Origin of the sequence: Gardnerella sp. DNF00753 (genome assembly GCF_049244275.1) — a bacterium.
Taxonomy (GTDB): Bacteria; Actinomycetota; Actinomycetes; order Actinomycetales; family Bifidobacteriaceae; genus Bifidobacterium; species Bifidobacterium greenwoodii.
The window spans coordinates 676,598-695,841 of sequence record NZ_CP058393.1 but is presented as its reverse complement, the minus strand read 5'-3'; the positions used below and the strand labels follow the sequence as shown (position 1 = coordinate 695,841).

At 41.2% G+C, this 19,244-nt stretch carries 10 protein-coding genes, 1 tRNA gene and 1 pseudogene; 6 read left to right on the top strand and 6 right to left on the bottom strand.

The window, feature by feature from the left end:
• Positions 1-138: 138 nt before the first annotated feature.
• The 3 genes from HXT33_RS03000 to HXT33_RS02990 form a co-directional block, all read right to left on the bottom strand.
• Positions 139-2,832 (bottom strand): ABC transporter permease, encoded by a 2,694-nt coding sequence (locus tag HXT33_RS03000; protein WP_421787526.1) that lies wholly within the window; start codon positions 2,830-2,832, stop codon positions 139-141.
• Between the two features lie 17 nt (positions 2,833-2,849).
• Positions 2,850-3,689, bottom strand: a complete 840-nt coding sequence (locus HXT33_RS02995) for an ABC transporter ATP-binding protein (RefSeq protein ID WP_421775699.1) — start codon at positions 3,687-3,689, stop codon at positions 2,850-2,852.
• Positions 3,690-3,960: 271 nt separating this feature from the next.
• Entirely contained in the window at positions 3,961-5,283 is a 1,323-nt protein-coding gene (locus HXT33_RS02990; RefSeq protein ID WP_421775700.1) for an O-acetylhomoserine aminocarboxypropyltransferase/cysteine synthase family protein, read from the bottom strand.
• 320 nt (positions 5,284-5,603) lie between these two features.
• Here HXT33_RS02990 and HXT33_RS02985 point away from each other — a divergent pair, with 320 nt between their 5' ends.
• The 5 genes from HXT33_RS02985 (at position 5,604) to HXT33_RS02965 (ending at position 11,638) form a co-directional block, all read left to right on the top strand.
• Positions 5,604-6,152 carry a YraN family protein gene (locus tag HXT33_RS02985; protein WP_421775701.1) on the top strand — a complete coding sequence of 183 codons (549 nt, stop codon included), beginning with the start codon at positions 5,604-5,606 and terminating at the stop codon, positions 6,150-6,152.
• Positions 6,152-7,795: a YifB family Mg chelatase-like AAA ATPase gene (locus HXT33_RS02980; RefSeq protein WP_421775702.1), complete on the top strand. Its 1,644-nt coding sequence runs from the start codon at positions 6,152-6,154 to the stop codon at positions 7,793-7,795. The genes HXT33_RS02985 and HXT33_RS02980 overlap by 1 nt, the downstream gene beginning before the upstream one ends.
• A complete protein-coding gene (dprA, locus tag HXT33_RS02975; RefSeq protein WP_421787524.1) occupies positions 7,792-9,447 on the top strand; it encodes a DNA-processing protein DprA in 1,656 nt (551 codons plus the stop codon). The genes HXT33_RS02980 and dprA overlap by 4 nt, the downstream gene beginning before the upstream one ends.
• A 40-nt stretch (positions 9,448-9,487) precedes the next feature.
• Positions 9,488-11,437, top strand: coding sequence for an FAD-binding protein (locus tag HXT33_RS02970; protein ID WP_421775704.1), 1,950 nt, complete (start codon positions 9,488-9,490; stop codon positions 11,435-11,437).
• A gap of 114 nt (positions 11,438-11,551) precedes the next feature.
• Positions 11,552-11,638 (top strand) — tRNA-Leu (locus tag HXT33_RS02965).
• A 179-nt stretch (positions 11,639-11,817) separates the two neighbouring features.
• Here HXT33_RS02965 and HXT33_RS02960 read toward each other — a convergent pair.
• The 3 genes and pseudogenes from HXT33_RS02960 to guaA form a co-directional block, all read right to left on the bottom strand.
• Positions 11,818-12,545: pseudogene (locus HXT33_RS02960) on the bottom strand (GntR family transcriptional regulator).
• 214 nt (positions 12,546-12,759) lie between these two features.
• A complete protein-coding gene (locus tag HXT33_RS02955; RefSeq protein WP_421787522.1) occupies positions 12,760-14,148 on the bottom strand; it encodes a PTS ascorbate transporter subunit IIC in 1,389 nt (462 codons plus the stop codon).
• A gap of 519 nt (positions 14,149-14,667) precedes the next feature.
• Positions 14,668-16,230, bottom strand: coding sequence for a glutamine-hydrolyzing GMP synthase (gene guaA, locus HXT33_RS02950; RefSeq protein ID WP_421787520.1), 1,563 nt, complete (start codon positions 16,228-16,230; stop codon positions 14,668-14,670).
• Positions 16,231-16,631: 401 nt separating this feature from the next.
• Here guaA and HXT33_RS02945 point away from each other — a divergent pair, with 401 nt between their 5' ends.
• The gene (locus tag HXT33_RS02945; RefSeq protein WP_004128025.1) at positions 16,632-19,109 is read left to right on the top strand and encodes a phosphoketolase; all 2,478 of its coding nucleotides are present in this window, start codon (positions 16,632-16,634) and stop codon (positions 19,107-19,109) included.
• Positions 19,110-19,244 lie beyond the last annotated feature (135 nt).

Here is a 19,244-nt window from a genome sequence, read left to right as displayed (position 1 = left end):
AATACAAATTTTTTCTGCGTGTCGAAAACACTTAAGAAAAAGATAATGCCGGCACGTAAAATTTACACACCGGCATTATCTTTATTTTCTGCAACTTAACTTCTACAGACTATCTTTCACATATAGTTTTTGTGAAATTTAGTCCTCCGCGAGCGCAACTACTGGCGAAGACTTCACTGCTCTACGAGCTGGAAGCACGCTGGAAAGAAGCGCTGCAAGCAAAGCGATTAGAGCAAGAACCGCGTAAATAGTCCAATCAACTACAAACGGAACTTTGCCGATTACGCTAAACACCATGTAGGATCCAATCCACCCAAACGCTGTTCCAACAATCAAACCGGAAACAGTGCTTGTTAAGGAAATCAACGTTGCCTCCAACGCAAGAGACCTTCTAACTTGGCCTCTCGTCATGCCTATTGCGCGCAAAGTTGCAGATTCTTTGGTTCGCTCAATAACAGACAAGCTTAATGTGTTTGCAACGCCTATTAAAGCAATCACAACAGCTACTGCTATTAAGCCAACAAGCACCATCATCATTGCGTCGATAGCACTCTCCCACTTTGCACGCTCAAACACGCTTCCAGTAGACATAACCTCCGCATAGCTAGATGTAACATTTTGAATGTTTTTAGCAATATCTACAAGATTAGCTTTGCTAGAATCTACCGAAATAAGCAGAATATGCGTTGTAGGCTTAAGGTAGTTATTGAAGTAGGATTTGCTCACAAAAGCAGTATTATTTGAATACACACCAACATTTCGATACGTCTTAAACTGAACTTGTTTTACAGTAATGCTCTTATCGTTATTACTAGAGTCTGTATTCATGCCAGTAAATGGAGTAACATTTTCTACACTATCTTCACCAGAACTGTATTTTTCTACGTAAGCTTGCAGATTAAGGTTTCCTTTTTTAAGGTCAAAAGGCTCTCCACCTTCATCATTAAACTTAGGCAAAAGCACAGAATCCCTGTTTATATTGACGCCATCAAGGTCAGTGTGCATCACATTTCGAAGCTGATTTACATTATCAACTCCAGCTGCCATAGCGTACTCAGTTTTGCCCTTAGCGTTCTTAAAAGTCATAGGAACTGCAGGAAGCAACTCAGTATGCTTTATTCCACTAATCTTTGAAATATCGGCAGCTAAAGACTCATCAACATTCTTGCCTTGAATAATAATGTCAACACTGTAACGGTCATCAACAACACCTTTAAGAGTTGCTTTACCGCAGATTGCGCCAGTTACTACTGTAGAAACAAGCGTTACGCCAATAAGCAAAGCCGTTCCAGTTGCAGCAACTCTTCTAGGGTTTCGTTGCACGTTTGCGTTGGCAACTTTAGATGCAGGCCCACAAAGTGCCATGATTGCGCCAGTTGCCTTCATAGCAAACGGCATCCAGAATGTTGCTGTAATAATAATTCCAATAAACACAAGCGCGCATCCAAAAACTGCCACAAGCAAAGTTCTCCAAGAGTCAGCACCAGCATTAGGCGACTGCTGAGCAATCATGCTTGCCAAAGAAGTAGCACTTAAGGCCGTAAATAAAATACCTACAACAATAAATAGAACACCAAAAACAGCGCGAATAATGCTTGCACGCTTATCTTTAATCAAATCCATTGGACGCAACGCTTCCATAGGCGTTACTTTTGTAGCAGATCGAGCAGCACCCATAGATGCAAGAACTGTTACAATCGCACCAATTACTATTGGCCACACAACCGCCGGAAGTGAAACAATCAAAGGAATCTTAGATAATGGTCCAGAATTAATATTCAAGTTACTAATTGCGCCCATAAATCCTATTGCGCAAAGCACGCCAACACCTGCAGAAATAACTCCAAGTATTGCAGCTTCAAGCAAAACTGCCGCATAAAGCTGGTGCGATTGTGCGCCAATTACGCGCAAAAGCGCAAGAGTGCGTCTGCGTTGAGCAACCAAAACTTGGAATGTGTTTGCTATAACAAGCGAAGAAATAAGCAACGCTAGAACACCAAAAGATAGCAAGAACATGGTTACAAAATTAGTGCCGTTGGACACATTTCGAACAGCTCTTACACCAACATCATGCCTAGACATAAGAGAAAATTGCTCTGGAAGCAAAGCACTAATCTTAGGAGATAAATCGTTTATTTTAGATTCATCGATGCTCATATACACTTTGCTTTGCACAACTTGATCATCAAAATTCTTAAGATTGTTGAGTTTTGCACAAAAATCGTTCGTTACGCCGCCAAGATATATGCCGCGATTTGAAAATGGTATTTGAGAATGTTCTCCATCGTCAACAAGACCAACCACACGAACATCGTACGATTTTTCTTTATTTCCGCCAGTGTCATCTACTTTAACCAAAGTTATAGTATCGCCAATGTTTGCATGTATGGATTTAGCAATACTTTTAATAAGCGTAATTTCGCCTATTTTTTGCGGATCTCTACCTTCTGTTGATTTATACACAGGAAGATTTCCATACAAACCACTAGACCAAGCAGCGCTCGTAACTGATTTATCACCTTTTTCTACTCTTACAAGCGCAGTCGCATCGTTACTACGAATACCGTTGACACCAGGCATCTTCGATATTTCGTCTAAATGAAGGTCTTTATAATGAATTCCACTATTCGGAGAACTGTTAGAGCTTTTAGATGAGATTGCATAATTTGCGCTATGAAATTCTTCCGTTGCATTGCGAACCATCAAGTCGTCAACACTATTTACAAAAAGCAAAGTAGCACTCATAAACATGCTGCCTATAAGAATTGCAATTCCAGAGGCGATTAGCATGCGTACGCTTTTACGCATAAGTTTTAGCGCGATTTTCCACATTCTAACTTCACCACCTTTTATTGCAATTGAGCAGACTGATTACTAATACCAGCCTCACTGCGTTCCATAAGCATCTTGCTCATACCTTCCGCAGTAGGATTTTGCACATCTTCAACGATTTGACCATCTGCAAACACGATTGCACGATCCGCGTAAGAGGCTGCAACAGCATCATGCGTAACCATAATCACAGTTTGACCAAGCTCAGTTACGGACTTCTTCAAGAAATGCAAAACTTCTGAGCTGGAAGCAGAGTCAAGATTTCCGGTAGGCTCGTCTGCAAAAACTACGGAAGGCTTAGAGATTAAAGCTCGAGCGATTGCAACGCGTTGGCGCTGGCCACCAGAAAGCTCAGCAGGCCTATGCTTTAAGCGATTTTGCAAGCCAAGAGTATTAACCAAAGTATTAAACCATTGCTTATCTGGCTTTTTGCCCGCCAAAGTAAGAGGCATAAGAATATTTTGCTCAGCGCTGAACATTGGAAGAAGATTAAAACTTTGGAAAATAAATCCAACCATTTCTCGTCGCATAAGCGTAAGCTGCTTATCGCTCATGCCTGTAATATCTAGGCCATCTACCAAAACTTTTCCAGAATTAACGCTGTCAAGACCAGCCAAAGAGTGCATTAAAGTTGACTTTCCAGAGCCAGACGGGCCCATAATCGCAGTAAACTTGCCGCGTTCAAAACTTACGCTTACATCTCGCAGAGCGTGAACAATGCCCGCGCCCTTACCAAAATCTTTAACAACATGCAAAGCTGCAACTGCCGTCTCACCAATCAAGTTTTGGTTAAAATCTGCTCTAAAATCTAAAGCATTTTCTTGCTCGTATGAGCTTACTTCGTACGGACTGTTCATAACTGCTCCTTTTCTTAAAAAGTAGTAATCGCATAGTTATCTATTGCTAATACTTAAATTTACGGGAAAATACGGCTGATTACCATCGTACGTAAGGCGGAAATTATTTAGAAAAAATTAGCGTCTCATCCTAAAGTATGATGCGCAAATTTAAAGAATATACACAAAAAATCGGAGCGCATACAAATACGAATGCGCTCCGAATAAAACGGTAATGGATCTCCAGGAATATTTTTAATTAATAACTTTTGCTTTACTTTCTCTTTTCTTTTTAAGCAAGACCTGCTTTACAAACCGCGTCAAATCCGCGCTGCAAATCGGCAAGAATATCGTCAATATGTTCAGTTCCAATAGACAAGCGAATAGTTCCCTCATGAATGCCCTGATCTTCCAACTCTTCAGGAGTTTCCTGAGAGTGAGTAGTAGATGCAGGATGAATAACCAACGATTTTACATCCGCAACATTTGCAAGAAGTGAGAAAAGCTGCAAATTGTCAATAAATACGCGAGCTGCATCCCTTCCACCTTTAATATCAAACGTGAAAATAGAGCCGCCGCCGTTCGGGAAGTAACGCTTATAAAGCTCGTGATCAGAACGACCTTCAATAGAAGGATGACTTACAGATTCAACTTCTGGCACAGTTTGCAAATATTTCACAACCTTCAACGCATTCTCAACGTGACGTTCAACTCGCAAGCTCAAAGTTTCCGTGCCTTGCAAAAGCAAGAACGCAGCAAACGGGCTAATGCAAGCGCCAGTATCGCGCAAAATAATCGCACGAATACGAGTCACAAAAGCCACAGATCCTAAAGCTTCATAGAAGTTCAAACCATGATAGCTAGGGTCAGCTTCAGTAAGAGTTGGGAATTTTCCAGGAACTTTAGCCCAATCAAAATTGCCGCCTTCAACAATAATGCCACCAAGAGTTGTGCCGTGGCCGCCAATAAATTTCGTAGCAGACTCAACTACAATATCTGCACCATGCTCAAGCGGACGGAAAAGATATGGAGTTGCGAAAGTATTGTCAACAAAAACAGGAATGTTGTGTCGATGCGCAATCTCTGAGATAGCTTCAAAATCAGGCAAATCAGCATTAGGATTACCAAAAGTTTCAAAGTATACGAGCTTTGTATTTGGTTGAATTGCATCCTCGAAGTTTTGAGGATTCTTAGGATCCACAAAAGTGGTTGTTACACCATCTCTAGGAAGAGTGTGACGAAGAAGGTTATAAGTTCCACCATACACATTCTTTGAAGACACAATGTGATCGCCCTGCTGAGTGATGTTACGAATAGCATAATCTACAGCTGCCGCACCAGAAGCAACAGCCAAAGCAGCAGTTCCACCTTCGAGAGCCGCAATTCTGCGCTCAAAAACATCTTGAGTAGAATTCGTTAAACGACCATAAATGTTTCCAGCGTCACGCAAATCAAAACGAGCTGCAGCATGATCAAAATCATGGAATACGTAGCTTGTTGTTTGATAAATAGGAACTGCACGAGAATCAGTTGCCGGATCCGCCTGCTCTTGGCCAACATGCAATTGCAATGTTTCAAAATGATACTTTCCTTGCAATTCTTCAGTAGCGCTCATAATACCCCTCCAGTTTTTCAACTTTTTAAACAGTAGATTAGTTTGCTTCAGCTTGCTTTGTGCATCCACTTACTTTTCTGTTTTCTGTTTACACTTTTATTTAAGTGATAACGACAGTATGCCATTATGGTTCATTCGTACATACCTACGGTTATCAAAATTACCTATAACGAATTAACAATTTGCAAAAAATAGCGAAATTTGTTTTAGAAAAATACAGAAAATATAGTGAATTTCTAATACAACACGCCGTATATAGCTTTTATCCACAATGCTCAAAAAATCTGGATTACTGCTCAATAAGCACAGAAAATAGCAGCATGATTACACAAAAACACATTATTGACGATGAAATTATCTCGTTTGACGAGATTGATGACGCTGAGACTGCTCAAGTATTTTTGCAAGAAAAACTTGAACAAGTGTCAAACGATCTTCAATCAGACTCTGTTGACAGCAAAGAGCTTGGAAAACTTGGCGAAACATACGCCGCTTTGCGCCTAATGCAACAAGGTTGGCATGTTATTGACAGGAACTGGCATTCGCGTCAAGGAGAATTAGATTTAGTTATGATTACGCCGGAACAAAAATTAGTTTTCGTGGAAGTCAAAACTCGAAGAAGCGTACGTTGCGGCACACCGCTTGAAGCAATAAACCAAGATAAGCGTAATAAATTACGTAAAGCAGGCATGCAGTGGATAGAAAAATTCGGCACTGACATACCCAGATACCGTATTCGTTTTGATGCAGTATCAATTCTTGTTATAAACAAATACACGTACAGCGATTCTGCATGCATGATTCAAGCGCTAGAAGAAATAGATAACAACAGCAATATTCAATTCACGCATATTCCAGGAGCATTCTAATGAGTATTGGAAACGCATTATCAGTTGGACTTATTGGACTTAAAGCTTTTACGATTAAACTTCAAGCATTTATGTCTGGCAATATGCCAAACTTTTCAATAATAGGACTTCCAGACACTTCTCTAAGCGAAGCTAGAGAACGAGTAAAGTCAGCTCATCATGCCTTACACTGCAAATGGCCAGAAGGTAGAGTAACAGTAAACTTGTCTCCTGCTTCAATGCCTAAAAGTGGATCTTCATACGATCTTGCTATTGCAGCAAGTATTTTAAGCGCCGAAAAATATATTCCACTTTCTGAACTTGAAAATACCGTTATTTTAGGAGAACTAAATCTTGACGGCACAGTTCTTCCAATACAAGGAATGCTTCCTATTGCTCTTTACGCAAAAAAGAAGCATTTTAAGCGCATGATTATTCCTCAAGAAAATCTTGCGGAAGCGCAATTAGTAGAAGGTATTGAGACTATTGGAATACATCATATTTATGATTTAGTAACCGAATTGCATGGAACTTTGCAAGAAGAGTCCCTAAAACTTATTGAAGAAGACCCAGTTTATAAGCACATGCAAGTTTTAGAACGAAATGGGCAAGACAATACCAATAGTGAGCACTCTGAAATATTAGAAGATCAAAGCGCTTCACCACTACAAGTCAATTCAAAATATGAGATTGGAGACATGTGCGAAGTTATTGGGCAAGAACACACAAAGTGGGCTCTTCAAGTTGCTGCAGCCGGAGGGCATCACGTTATGATGATTGGCCCTCCAGGATCCGGAAAAACCATGCTCGCATCTCGAATACCAAGCATTATGTGTCCTCTTAATGAACAAGAACAGCTTGAAGTCGCATCTATTCGTTCACTTTGCGGCACGCTACCATACTATGGCATTAGTGACATTCCACCATTTGAAGCGCCACATCATACAGCTTCAGCAGCTTCACTTATTGGAGGCGGAACGGGAGTTGCAAAACCTGGTATTATAACTCGCGCACACTGCGGAGTACTGTTCATGGACGAGGCTCCAGAATTTTCACCAAGAGTTTTGCAAACACTTCGAGAGCCGTTGGAATCCGGCCATATTGCTATTTCGCGTTCAAAAGGAACTACGCTTTATCCTGCTAAATTCCAGCTTGTTATTGCAGCAAATCCTTGTCCTTGCGGCTACGCATACGGAAACGGAGAGCGATGCACATGCAAAGAGCGAGAACGCGCTAGATACTTTTCTAGACTTTCTGGACCTATTCTTGATCGCATTGATATTCAAATGGATGTTCCACCTGTGGAAAGAATTGTTATACCAAACCAAAACAATCAAGTTCACGGGCCAAATAAAGAAGCGAGCACAACTCTTACAAGTGAAATGATGCGCAATAATGTAACAGAAGCACGTCAAGTAGCTAGAACTCGTTTCAGTAAGCAAGGTTGGGATTGCAATGCTCAAGCTTCCGGAACATGGCTTCGAAAATACACTTCTAAACAGGCTGTTGGGCTTATTAATCGAGCATTAGAAAAACACCAATTAAGTTTAAGAGGAGCAGATAGAGCGTTGCGACTTGCTTGGACGTTAGCAGATCTTTCTGGACACAGTTCCCCCGACATGACAGACATGGCTCAGGCTATTAGTTTAAGGACACGAATATGAGCAATCTTAATAATGTAAATAATAAAAATTGCGAAAATAGCATTGATAATGTTATTGAAATTGACGAGGAAACACTTTCTCGCGCAATACTAACGTTCTGCTTAGAAGGAGCAGACGCCATTATGTACACGCTTTTACTTGGAACTCAGCATGCTAACGATATTGTAAAGCTGCTGCATCCTATTGTTAAAAGTTTCCTAGCCCAACAGCAAGAATCTTCTGCTCAACAAATGCAACTTCCTATTATTAGTGAAGAAACTAGCTATGAAACAGCCCAAGAAAATATTGAAGAAGCTATTAAAGAAAACGCGGATAATATTAGCTTGTCTAAAGGCAAGCGCAGCAAAAGCCAACAGCTAACATCTACTATGTGGAAGCACATAAGCAAACACCACTCAATAACAACTTTAGAATCTTATTTTAATAAGGGATTAAAGTCATGGGGATACAGAGACAACAACAATACACAAACTTTAGAAGCACTACACCACACTCTCGCAAAATGGTGTGTTAGACTAACACATCTACCAACTTGGGAGCCAAACGCATTATGTAAATGGTTCACTAATTCAGGAAAGCAGTGGATTATTGCACCTCACAGTAAGTATTGGCCAAAGCAATTACAAGATCTGGCTTTTCAAAGCCACTTTTCTCCACCATTATGCCTGTGGGGTATTGGAAACCCTCAAGCACTTATTCAATGCCATAATCCGCTTGCAATTGTAGGATCTAGATCTTGCACAGATTACGGAAGAGAATTAGCGTATCGTTTTGCTTACGACTGCGCTTCAAAAGGGCATACTATTATTTCTGGCGGCGCTTATGGAATTGATGCAGCAGCCCACTGGGGCGCAATTGACGCACAAACAGAGGCATGCGAAAACAAACCAATCGGAAAAACAATTGCAGTTTTTGCAGGCGGATTGAACCATATGGGTCCACAAAGCAATTCTCAGCTTTTTGATGAAATTATAGAAAAAGGCGGTGCTTGCATAAGCGAATTGTGCCCCGACACTACTCCAGTCGGGCACAGATTCCTATTACGAAACCGAATTATTGCAGCATTATCTTCAAAAGTTCTTGTAGCGCAAGCAAGACTACAATCAGGCGCTTTGAATACTGCAACATGGGCCACAGACTTAAACCGCGAGTTGTATGCGATTCCAGGAGATATAAATCGACCTCATAACGCTGGATGCAATAAAATTATTCACGATTCACAAGCAATAATGGTGTGCGGTCAACAAGATGTTGATATTCTTTTCCCACAATCTCACCATTACATAGCGAGAGCTTTGAATAAAACTGCTAGTAGTAAAACAACAGCAGAAAGCAACTCTTTTAACAACTCTGATAATAGCGATAAAACCTACAATGTTCAGGAAGAGCAAGTATTAAATTCAAGTGAATCAGAAAATTATACTGAAATACAAAAGCATATTATTAATGCGATTCTTACATGTAAGCGCAAACGTGAAAATTCAAACATTGATAGCATTTATGAAATTATTAAGCTTTCATACGAGAAAGAAGAATTAGACACCATTCCATCTATTGCAGAAGTTTCTGGAGCAATTACACTTTTAGAGTTGGAAGGAACTATATTTAGAAAAAATGAAGATTTTGTTATAAAGCAGCAAAAAGTGGCATAACACGCATTCCGCAAGACTATGCTTATGAGAAAATAAGAGTATGCAATCAAGCGAATACTACGATGCAATTATTATTGGAGCCGGAGCAGCAGGACTGTCTGCAGCACTTGGGTTGGTTCAATCTTGCGAATACAAAACATTGAAAGAACAAGGAAAATCTCCTTCAATAAAAGTGATTTCTAAAATACCTTCTTTAAGATCTCATACAGGATCAGCAGAAGGCGGAATCGCTGCAAGCCTAGGAAATGTTGAACACGATACTTGGCAGTGGCATTATTATGACACTGTTCATGGCGGAGATTGGTTAAGCGACCAGGATGCAGCTAAATTGCTTGCAAAAGAGGCTGCAGAAACAATTATTCAGCTTGAACATGATGGCGTAGCATTTTCTCGCACAAAAGATGGCCATATTAACCAACGTCGTTTCGGCGGTCATACTGCCAATTTTGGTGAGGAACCAATTGCGCGTGCTGCTTTTGCTGCAGATAGGATTGGTCATCAAATTTTGTATAGTCTTTGGCAAAAATGCGTTGCTGAAAACATCTCTTTTATTGAAGATTTATATGTTACAGATATTGCTATAGACCAAGAAACACACAAAGTTGAAGGCATTGTAGCTTTTGATCTTACCAAAGGCAAATTGCGCTCTATGCGTGCAAAGTTAGTTCTTATTGCCACAGGCGGAGCTGGAAGACTATTTTCTACAACATCAAATTCTTGGGATTTAACAGGCGACGGAATGTCATTAGCTTTGAAAGCAGGCTTGCAGATTGAAGATTGCGAGTTTATACAATTCCACCCTACTGGTCTTGGACATACCGGAATGCTACTTTCTGAAGCAGCTCGAGCAGAAGGTGGAGTATTAAAAAATTCCAATGGTGAATCATTTATGAAAAATTATGATTCAGTTCATAAAGATTTAGCCCCTCGAGATATTGTTTCTCGAGCTATTGAAAATGAAATTCTAGAAGGCCGCGGTGTTAAAGACACTACAAGCGATTGTAATACTGACTCAAAATGTGATTGCGTTTGGCTAGATATGACAAATATTGGCAAAGAACGAATTAAAGAAGTTTTGCCACAAGTTAGCGAAACAATAGAACAATACGCTAATATTGACCCTTCTAAAGATTTAGTTCCTATTCGCCCAACAGCGCACTACACAATGGGCGGAATACCTATTACTTTAGATGGCGAAGTTTACACGTGGCACAACAATAATCAAACTATTATTCAAGGATTATACGCAGCTGGCGAATGTTCTTGTGTTGGAGTTCATGGGGCTAATCGCTTGGGAGGAAATTCTTTGCTTGACGCTTGCCTTTTTGGAAAACGCGCTGGCATTGCAATGGCAAAAGAACTTAACGATATTTCTGGTAGCAAATGTGAATGCGACGAAAACAGTGAGTGCAACAAAAACAGTGAACACAACAAAACATGCACAGAACTAGAAAAATTATATGATCAAAAAATTTTTGAGATTAAAACGCTTACTAAAGAAGATAATTCTGAGCAAGATGGTACAGAAAATAATATAAATACCCTAAGTAATTCTGCAGATACAAGCGAAGAAAATAATCCTTATGCACTATTTTCAGAACTTGGAACAATTATGGAAAAAGCTGCTGCAATATCCTGCGACGAAAAGTCACTTAACTCAGCTTTACAAGAAATTCACGCTTCATTACTTCCTAAAATAAAAAATTTAAAGCTTCATAGTAAAGATTTAATTTTTAATCAAGAACTTACAGCAATATGGGAAATAAGCAATATGTCAACGCTTGCACAAGCAGTATTAAAGGCATCGCTTTGTAGACATGAGTCACGCGGATCATTCTTTAGAAAAGACTACCCAAACCATGACACTTCCACTATTCCACAACATTCATTCGTTGATTTAGAGGGAAATACAACAAATAAACAGATTAATATTGTTGATTTTCAACCAAGTAGCGACGGAAATTTTGCGGCAAAAAATAGCTTAATATAAGGCAGATATAACGCAATTCATGCTTTACTAAAACAAAAAAGCATAAATTTTTCAACACGCCGAAGCAAAGACTCAAAAAAGATGTTATAGTCTTATCTGTTGTCTAAAACACCTGTCCGGGTGGCGGAATGGTAGACGCGCTAGCTTGAGGTGCTAGTGCCTATTTGTACAGGCGTGCGGGTTCAAGTCCCGCTCCGGACACGAAATAAGTCTTGCTGAGAAATCAGCAAGACTTTTTTGTTTTGTAAAACAACCGGCAGACTATAAAACTGAAAACCAAGGGTTATAGCCCAAAACCAAACACAAATGGCTTATACGAAAATTGCCCGCAGAAAATTCTACAGGCAATTACAAAACTTCATGCTAACACAATGCAAAATTTACGAATTTGCATGCAAATGGAAAGTAATCTCGCCAGAATTTGGTGTATACACTGCTGCACCAAACGCAATTTTAGAACCAAAATTATCTTTTACAGTAGATTGAGCAGCAATTACTGCAGTTCCAACAGGAACGTTCATTACTGTTGCAAGACTGTCACATAAGTTTTCTACATAAATAGATACTTCATTTTCCACAAGCTGAACCGCGTAAGCATGCAATAAGAAATCAGCTAAAGATTCCTCTGAAAATCATGAGTCAACACCTTTGGAAAACGAGAAGCAGACAAATACAGCACGCTGTAACGCGATAATACTCCGTCTACGTATCGCAAACGCTTTAAGCAAATAAGCTCATCCGTTGGCTTTAAGCCTAATCGTTCAGCAGCATCTTCATCATGAACAACATCATTTTCTAAAACTTTTATTGTAATAACAGAATCGCTTGAATACCTTTGCTCGTAAAAACCTTGAGCACGATCCGAAATAAACACTTTATTATGACTATTGATAATTTCAGAAGCACGGAATGTTCCCCTACCCTGCTCACGCACCAACAAGCCTTCTGCAATAAGTGTGTCTACAGCATGTCTCAACGTAATGCGACTAACGTTGTACTGCTTGCACAATTCAATTTCGGGAGGTAATTGTTCGTTTGCTTCCATAGAATCAATGCGAGCGCGAAGATTATCTCGCACAGCAATGTATTTAGGCACACCTTCGACCATTATCACTCTCCCCTAGCTAAACGATAACATGAAAAGCCGTTGATACTAGTTTGTGTAAAACACAGCATAGTAACAACGGCTCATGCAAAACTAATAACTCTGTTATCCTACCAGTCATACAATAAAATGTACAAATAAATAAGAAAATAAGTAAAAAATTTTTTAATTTTTATATGTCTACACAATTATTTAATTGTGTTTTTATTTTCCTTACTTATTTTATTTCTTCAACTTTTTCAAAATTATTAGAATCGCGTTTATTCATAAATATTGAGACAGAGTAGAACAATATTAGCGCAATAAGTATTACAGAAATTAGAGCAGTACGGCCTCCAACAATATTTACGTGACCAAGTATTACACCAAATACGCCATAATCCGCATCAGAATATGTAGAATTTGCGCTTCCCAAATCGCCAAGCACTGGCAAAAGGAACAACGGAAGGAAAGTAATAAAAAGACCATTAATAAATGATGCAGTCAAGCAACCACGTATTCCACCTTGACCATTACCGAATACTCCTGCAGCACCACCAGCCATGAAATGCGCAACAATTCCAGGAATAATAATTGTCGTTCCTAAAATCGCCATAAGCGTCATTCCAAGCAAACCGCCAAAGAAACTAGCTAAGAAACCAATAAGAACAGCATTAGGAGCAAAGCCAAAAGTCATTGGTGCATCTAAAGCAGGACGAGCATTTTTAACAAGCTTTTCCGATATTCCCTTAAAAGCTGGAACAATTTCGTCAAGAACAATCTGCACGCCTGCAAGAATAATATAAACACCTGCAGCAAAAGTTGCAGCCTTCAACATAACGAAAACAATGAAGTTTTGACCATTAGATAAATGTGTTTCGACATACGAAGATCCAGCAAAAAGTGCCACTACTATATAAATAACAGCCATAGAAAGCGTGATAAGAACTGTTGTATCACGCAAGAATCCCAATGCTGCTGGGAATTTAATATCCTCAGTTGACTTAGAAGGACGCTTTTTTGAAGCAGTAATTTTTGCAATTAACGCACCTAAAGCAACACCAGTACCAGCAGGATGACCTAAAGCAACATCATCTTTGCCTGAAGCTTTTTTCATAAACGGCTGCACCAGTGCTGGAGAAATTGTCGTAAACAATCCTTGAGCAATTGAGCCCCATAAAAGAACTTCCCACATGCTAAATCCTGCAACATTAAATATAACTGCAAGCATACTTGCCATATAGAAAGCTACGTGACCCGTTAAATAGATAAATTTAAAACGAGAAGTAATAGAAAGAATAATATTAACAATCATTCCAAAGAAGAAAATAATCGCAGATTCAGAGCCATATTTCAATAAAACAGTTCCAATAATTGCTTCATTATTCGGGACTACGCCTTGCACATGAAATGCGTATTGAAACATTTTGCCAAATGGGTTCAACGCTTCAGTAATAACTCCAGAACCAGCTGCTAAAACAAGAAAACCAACAAGAGTACGGATTGATCCTTGCAAAATATCCGAGAATCTCTTTCTTTGCACTGCAAGCCCAATAAAAGAAATAAGCGCAACTATAACAGATGGCTGTCTGAAAATATCGAGCAGTACTGACAGAATTCCGTCCACGTAACTCTCCTTACCATATTAATCGATATAGTTTGAGCGGCTTACGCAATTATTGGCGGCAAAATATCTTACAAACTTCGCAAACGATACCGTAGGCGAAACTATTCGAGATACACGATTAGTTTCGTAGCACAGTAAAACTACACTTACAAAATTCACGGTTCCGCAATGAAGCAAAGTAGTAAGAGCTACTACGAGCAGTAGCTTTTACACCCAGCCAACAACTACTGTTACAGCTCATACTGTTGTTTCATGTAAAATTCATTATATCGTTTAAACATTATAAACAATTAGAAACAACAGTATTTACTACTACAATATTCATTAAATATCGATAAAATTCGAAAATTTACCTGTTTTTAGAAAATTCGACACACCGATATACAGAAAAAAGCACTCCATTTTCACGAAGTGCTTTATAAAAAACAGTAATTATTACAGTTTTTAATGAAAATAAACATATGTTTTACTGTATAAGCATATGTTTATATTTCAGTCGATAATTCTCATCAAAAACTGTCACTCCCACTCAATAGTGGCAGGCGGCTTAGAAGTTACGTCGAGCACAACACGATTGATTTGACGGCACTCGTTTGTGATTCGAGTAGAAATCTTTGCCAACACATCGTAAGGAACGCGAGACCAATCAGCTGTCATAGCATCCTCAGAGCTCACAGGGCGCAAAACAATTGGAGAACCATATGTGCGCTCATCGCCCTGAACACCAACAGAATGAACGTCAGCAAGCAATACAACTGGGCATTGCCAAATATCGCGGTCAAGACCAGCTTTGGAAAGCTCTTCTCTAGCAATTGCATCTGCTTCGCGAAGAACAGCCAAACGCTCGCGCGTAATCTCACCAACAATGCGAATACCTAAGCCTGGACCAGGGAAAGGCTGACGCCACACGATTTCATCTGGCAAACCAAGCTCAGTACCAATAGCGCGAACTTCATCCTTAAACAGCGTGCGCAAAGGCTCAATAAGCTTAAACTTCAAATCTTTTGGCAAACCACCAACGTTGTGATGCGACTTAATGTTTGCAGCACCATCTCCGCCGCCAGATTCCACAACATCTGGGTAAAGAGTTCCCTGAACAAGGAACTTAACTTCCGCTCCAGTTTTACCAGCTTCTTCAATAACCTGGCGTTGAGCTTTTTCAAAAGTACGAATGAACTTTTCGCCAATAATCTTGCGCTTACGCTCTGGTTCGCTTACGCCTTTAAGTGCATCCAAAAAATCGTCTTCTGCATCTACCGCAATAAGCTTAATGCCAGTAGCTTTAACGAAATCATGTTTAACCTGCTCAACTTCGCCTTTACGAAGCAGACCGTGGTCAACAAAAACGCAAGTAAGCTGATCGCCAATTGCTTTATGTACCAAAGCTGCAGCAACCGCTGAATCAACTCCACCAGAAAGACCACAAATAACTTGTGCATTCCCAACTTCTGCGCGAATCTTAGCAACCTGATCCTCAATAATGTTAGAAGGATTCCAATTGTTATCTAACCCTGCACACTTATGTAAGAATGTAGAAATAAGTTCCTGACCCAATGGAGTGTGCTTTACTTCTGGATGCCACTGAACTCCATAAAGTTTGCGACTTTCATCTTGCATTGCAGCAACAGGAGCACCCTCTGTGTGTGCCAACACCTTAAAACCTTCTGGAGCACGCTTAACTGCAACACCGTGACTCATCCAAGTATTTTGCTCAAGAGGAGAATCTGCAAGCAGGCCTTCAGAATCATCAATAGTTGCAGAAGTTTTACCATACTCGCCAAGAGCAGCTTTATCTACATCTCCACCAAGTTCATGAGCCATTACTTGGAAGCCATAGCAAATGCCAAGAACTGGAACGCCCGCTTCAAAAATCTTTGAATCAATATCTGGAGCACCCGGTTCATAAACAGAAGCAGGACCACCCGAAAGAATAATAGCTTGAGGATCTTTAGCTAACATTTCGTCAACTGGCATAGAGTGCGGAACAAGCTCTGAATACACATTAGCCTCTCGCACTCGACGAGCAATAAGCTGAGCGTATTGAGCGCCAAAATCAACGACAAGCACTGGTCCTTTTGCCATGATTCTCCTTATATATAAGTTCTAATACGATTCAATTCATAATAGTGAAGCTTTGAGACGTTGCGTAATTACAAAACGCCGAAATTAGATATAAAAGTTACATTAATAATTCTAAATCAATAGATAGCTTTGATAAATTTTTGTGCGAAACGCTGAATAACAAAGCAAAAAACGAACATCAAATATAACATAATCTATACAAATGGCTAATTTTTTGCGCACATAATCACACATTTTTTCAACATAAATGCACGAAGAAGTAACCAAACGAACAAAAGTCAGACGCTGGCACTATACTGAAACGGATGGAAAAAGAGCTGTAATACATTTGTTTTCCAGACTCTATAACCAAATGGTAATGATCAAATTGCACTGAAAAGTGCTTGAGTACAGGAGTACACATGACGAGTCCTGTTATTGGCACACCTTGGAAGAAGCTCAACGCTCCAGTTTCCGAGGCAGCTATCGAAGGCGTAGACAAGTACTGGCGTGTTGCCAACTACCTTGCAATCGGCCAAATTTATCTTCGTAGCAACCCTCTAATGAAGGAGCCGTTCACTCGCGAAGATGTTAAGCATCGTCTGGTGGGCCACTGGGGCACCACTCCAGGTCTTAACTTCCTTATTGGCCACATCAACCGTTTCATTGCTGACCACCAGCAGAATACCGTGATTATCATGGGTCCAGGCCACGGCGGCCCAGCTGGTACTGCTCAGTCCTACCTCGACGGTACTTACACTGAGTACTATCCAAAGATTACAAAGGACGAAGCTGGTTTGCAGAAGTTCTTCCGCCAGTTCTCTTACCCAGGCGGTATTCCTTCTCACTTCGCTCCTGAAACCCCAGGCTCCATCCACGAAGGTGGCGAGCTTGGTTATGCACTCTCCCACGCTTACGGCGCTGTTATGAACAACCCAAGCTTGTTCGTTCCAGCAATCGTCGGCGATGGCGAAGCTGAAACTGGTCCTTTGGCCACCGGTTGGCAGTCCAACAAGCTTGTGAACCCACGTACCGACGGTATCGTGCTTCCAATCTTGCACTTGAACGGTTATAAGATTGCTAACCCAACTATTCTTTCCCGCATTTCCGACGAAGAGCTTCATGAGTTCTTCCACGGCATGGGCTACGAGCCATACGAGTTCGTTGCTGGCTTCGATGATGAGGATCACATGTCCATTCACCGTCGCTTCGCCGATATGTTCGAAACCATCTTCGACGAGATTTGCGATATTAAGGCTGAGGCTCAGACTAACGACGTAACTCGCCCTTACTACCCAATGATTATCTTCCGCACTCCAAAGGGTTGGACTTGCCCGAAGTTCATCGACGGCAAGAAGACCGAAGGCTCTTGGCGTGCACACCAGGTTCCACTGGCTTCCGCTCGCGATACCGAAGCTCACTTCGAGGTTTTGAAGAACTGGATGAAGTCCTACAAGCCTGAAGAGCTCTTCGACGAAAAGGGCGCTGTGAAGGAAGACGTTCTTTCCTTCATGCCAAAGGGCGAACTCCGTATTGGCGAAAATCCAAACGCAAACGGTGGTCGTATTCGTGAAGATTTGAAGCTTCCAAAGCTCGATGATTACGAAGTCAAGGAAGTTAAGGAATTCGGTCACGGCTGGGGTCAGCTCGAAGCTACCCGTCGCCTTGGTGTTTACACTCGTGACATCATCAAGAACAACCCAGATTCCTTCCGTATCTTCGGCCCAGATGAGACCGCTTCCAACCGTTTGCAGGCTGCTTACGAAGTAACCAACAAGCAGTGGGATGCTGGCTACCTTTCTGGCTTAGTCGATGAGCACATGGCTGTTACCGGCCAGGTCACCGAGCAGCTTTCCGAGCACCAGATGGAAGGTTTCCTCGAGGGTTACTTGCTCACCGGTCGTCACGGCATCTGGAGCTCTTACGAGTCCTTCGTACACGTTATCGACTCCATGTTGAACCAGCACGCAAAGTGGCTTGAGGCTACCGTTCGCGAGATTCCATGGCGTAAGCCAATCTCCTCCGTGAACTTGTTGGTATCCTCTCACGTATGGCGTCAGGATCACAACGGCTTCTCGCACCAGGATCCAGGCGTAACCTCCGTGCTCTTGAACAAGACCTTCAACAACGATCACGTAATCGGCATCTACTTCCCAGTGGATTCCAACATGTTGCTTGCTGTTGCCGAGAAGGCTTACAAGTCCACCAACATGATTAACGCCATCTTCGCTGGTAAGCAGCCAGCCGCCACTTGGTTGACCCTCGATGAAGCTCGCGAAGAGCTCGAGAAGGGCGCTGCAGAGTGGAAGTGGGCTTCCAACGCTAAGAACAACGACGAAGTTCAGGTTGTTCTCGCTGGTGTTGGCGATGTTCCACAGCAGGAATTGATGGCCGCTGCCGACAAGTTGAACAAGCTTGGCGTTAAGTTCAAGGTTGTTAACGTTGTTGACTTGCTCAAGTTGCAGTCCGCTAAGGAAAACAACGAAGCTTTGACTGACGAAGAGTTCACCGATCTCTTCACCGCTGACAAGCCAGTCCTCTTCGCTTATCACTCCTATGCACATGACGTTCGCGGCTTGATTTACGATCGTCCAAACCACGACAACTTCAACGTCCATGGCTACAAGGAGCAGGGCTCCACCACCACGCCATACGACATGGTTCGCGTGAACGACATGGATCGTTACGAGCTTACCGCTGAAGCTTTGCGTATGGTTGACGCCGCCAAGTATGCCGACGAAATCAAGAAGCTCGAGGACTTCCGCCTCGAAGCCTTCCAGTATGCAGTCGACAAGGGTCTTGATCACCCAGATTACACCGATTGGGTATGGCCAGGCGTTAAGACCGACAAGCCAGGCGCTGTCACCGCTACCGCTGCAACCGCTGGCGATAACGAGTAGTTTTAAGCTCATAAAGCTAAAACTGGTTAGCTAAAAACATTTCGGGAGTCAATCGAAAGGTTGACTCCCGTTTTGTATATAAAAATAAATTTGCATGTAAACTAAATAAAAAAAAACGAATCAAAATTTATATTG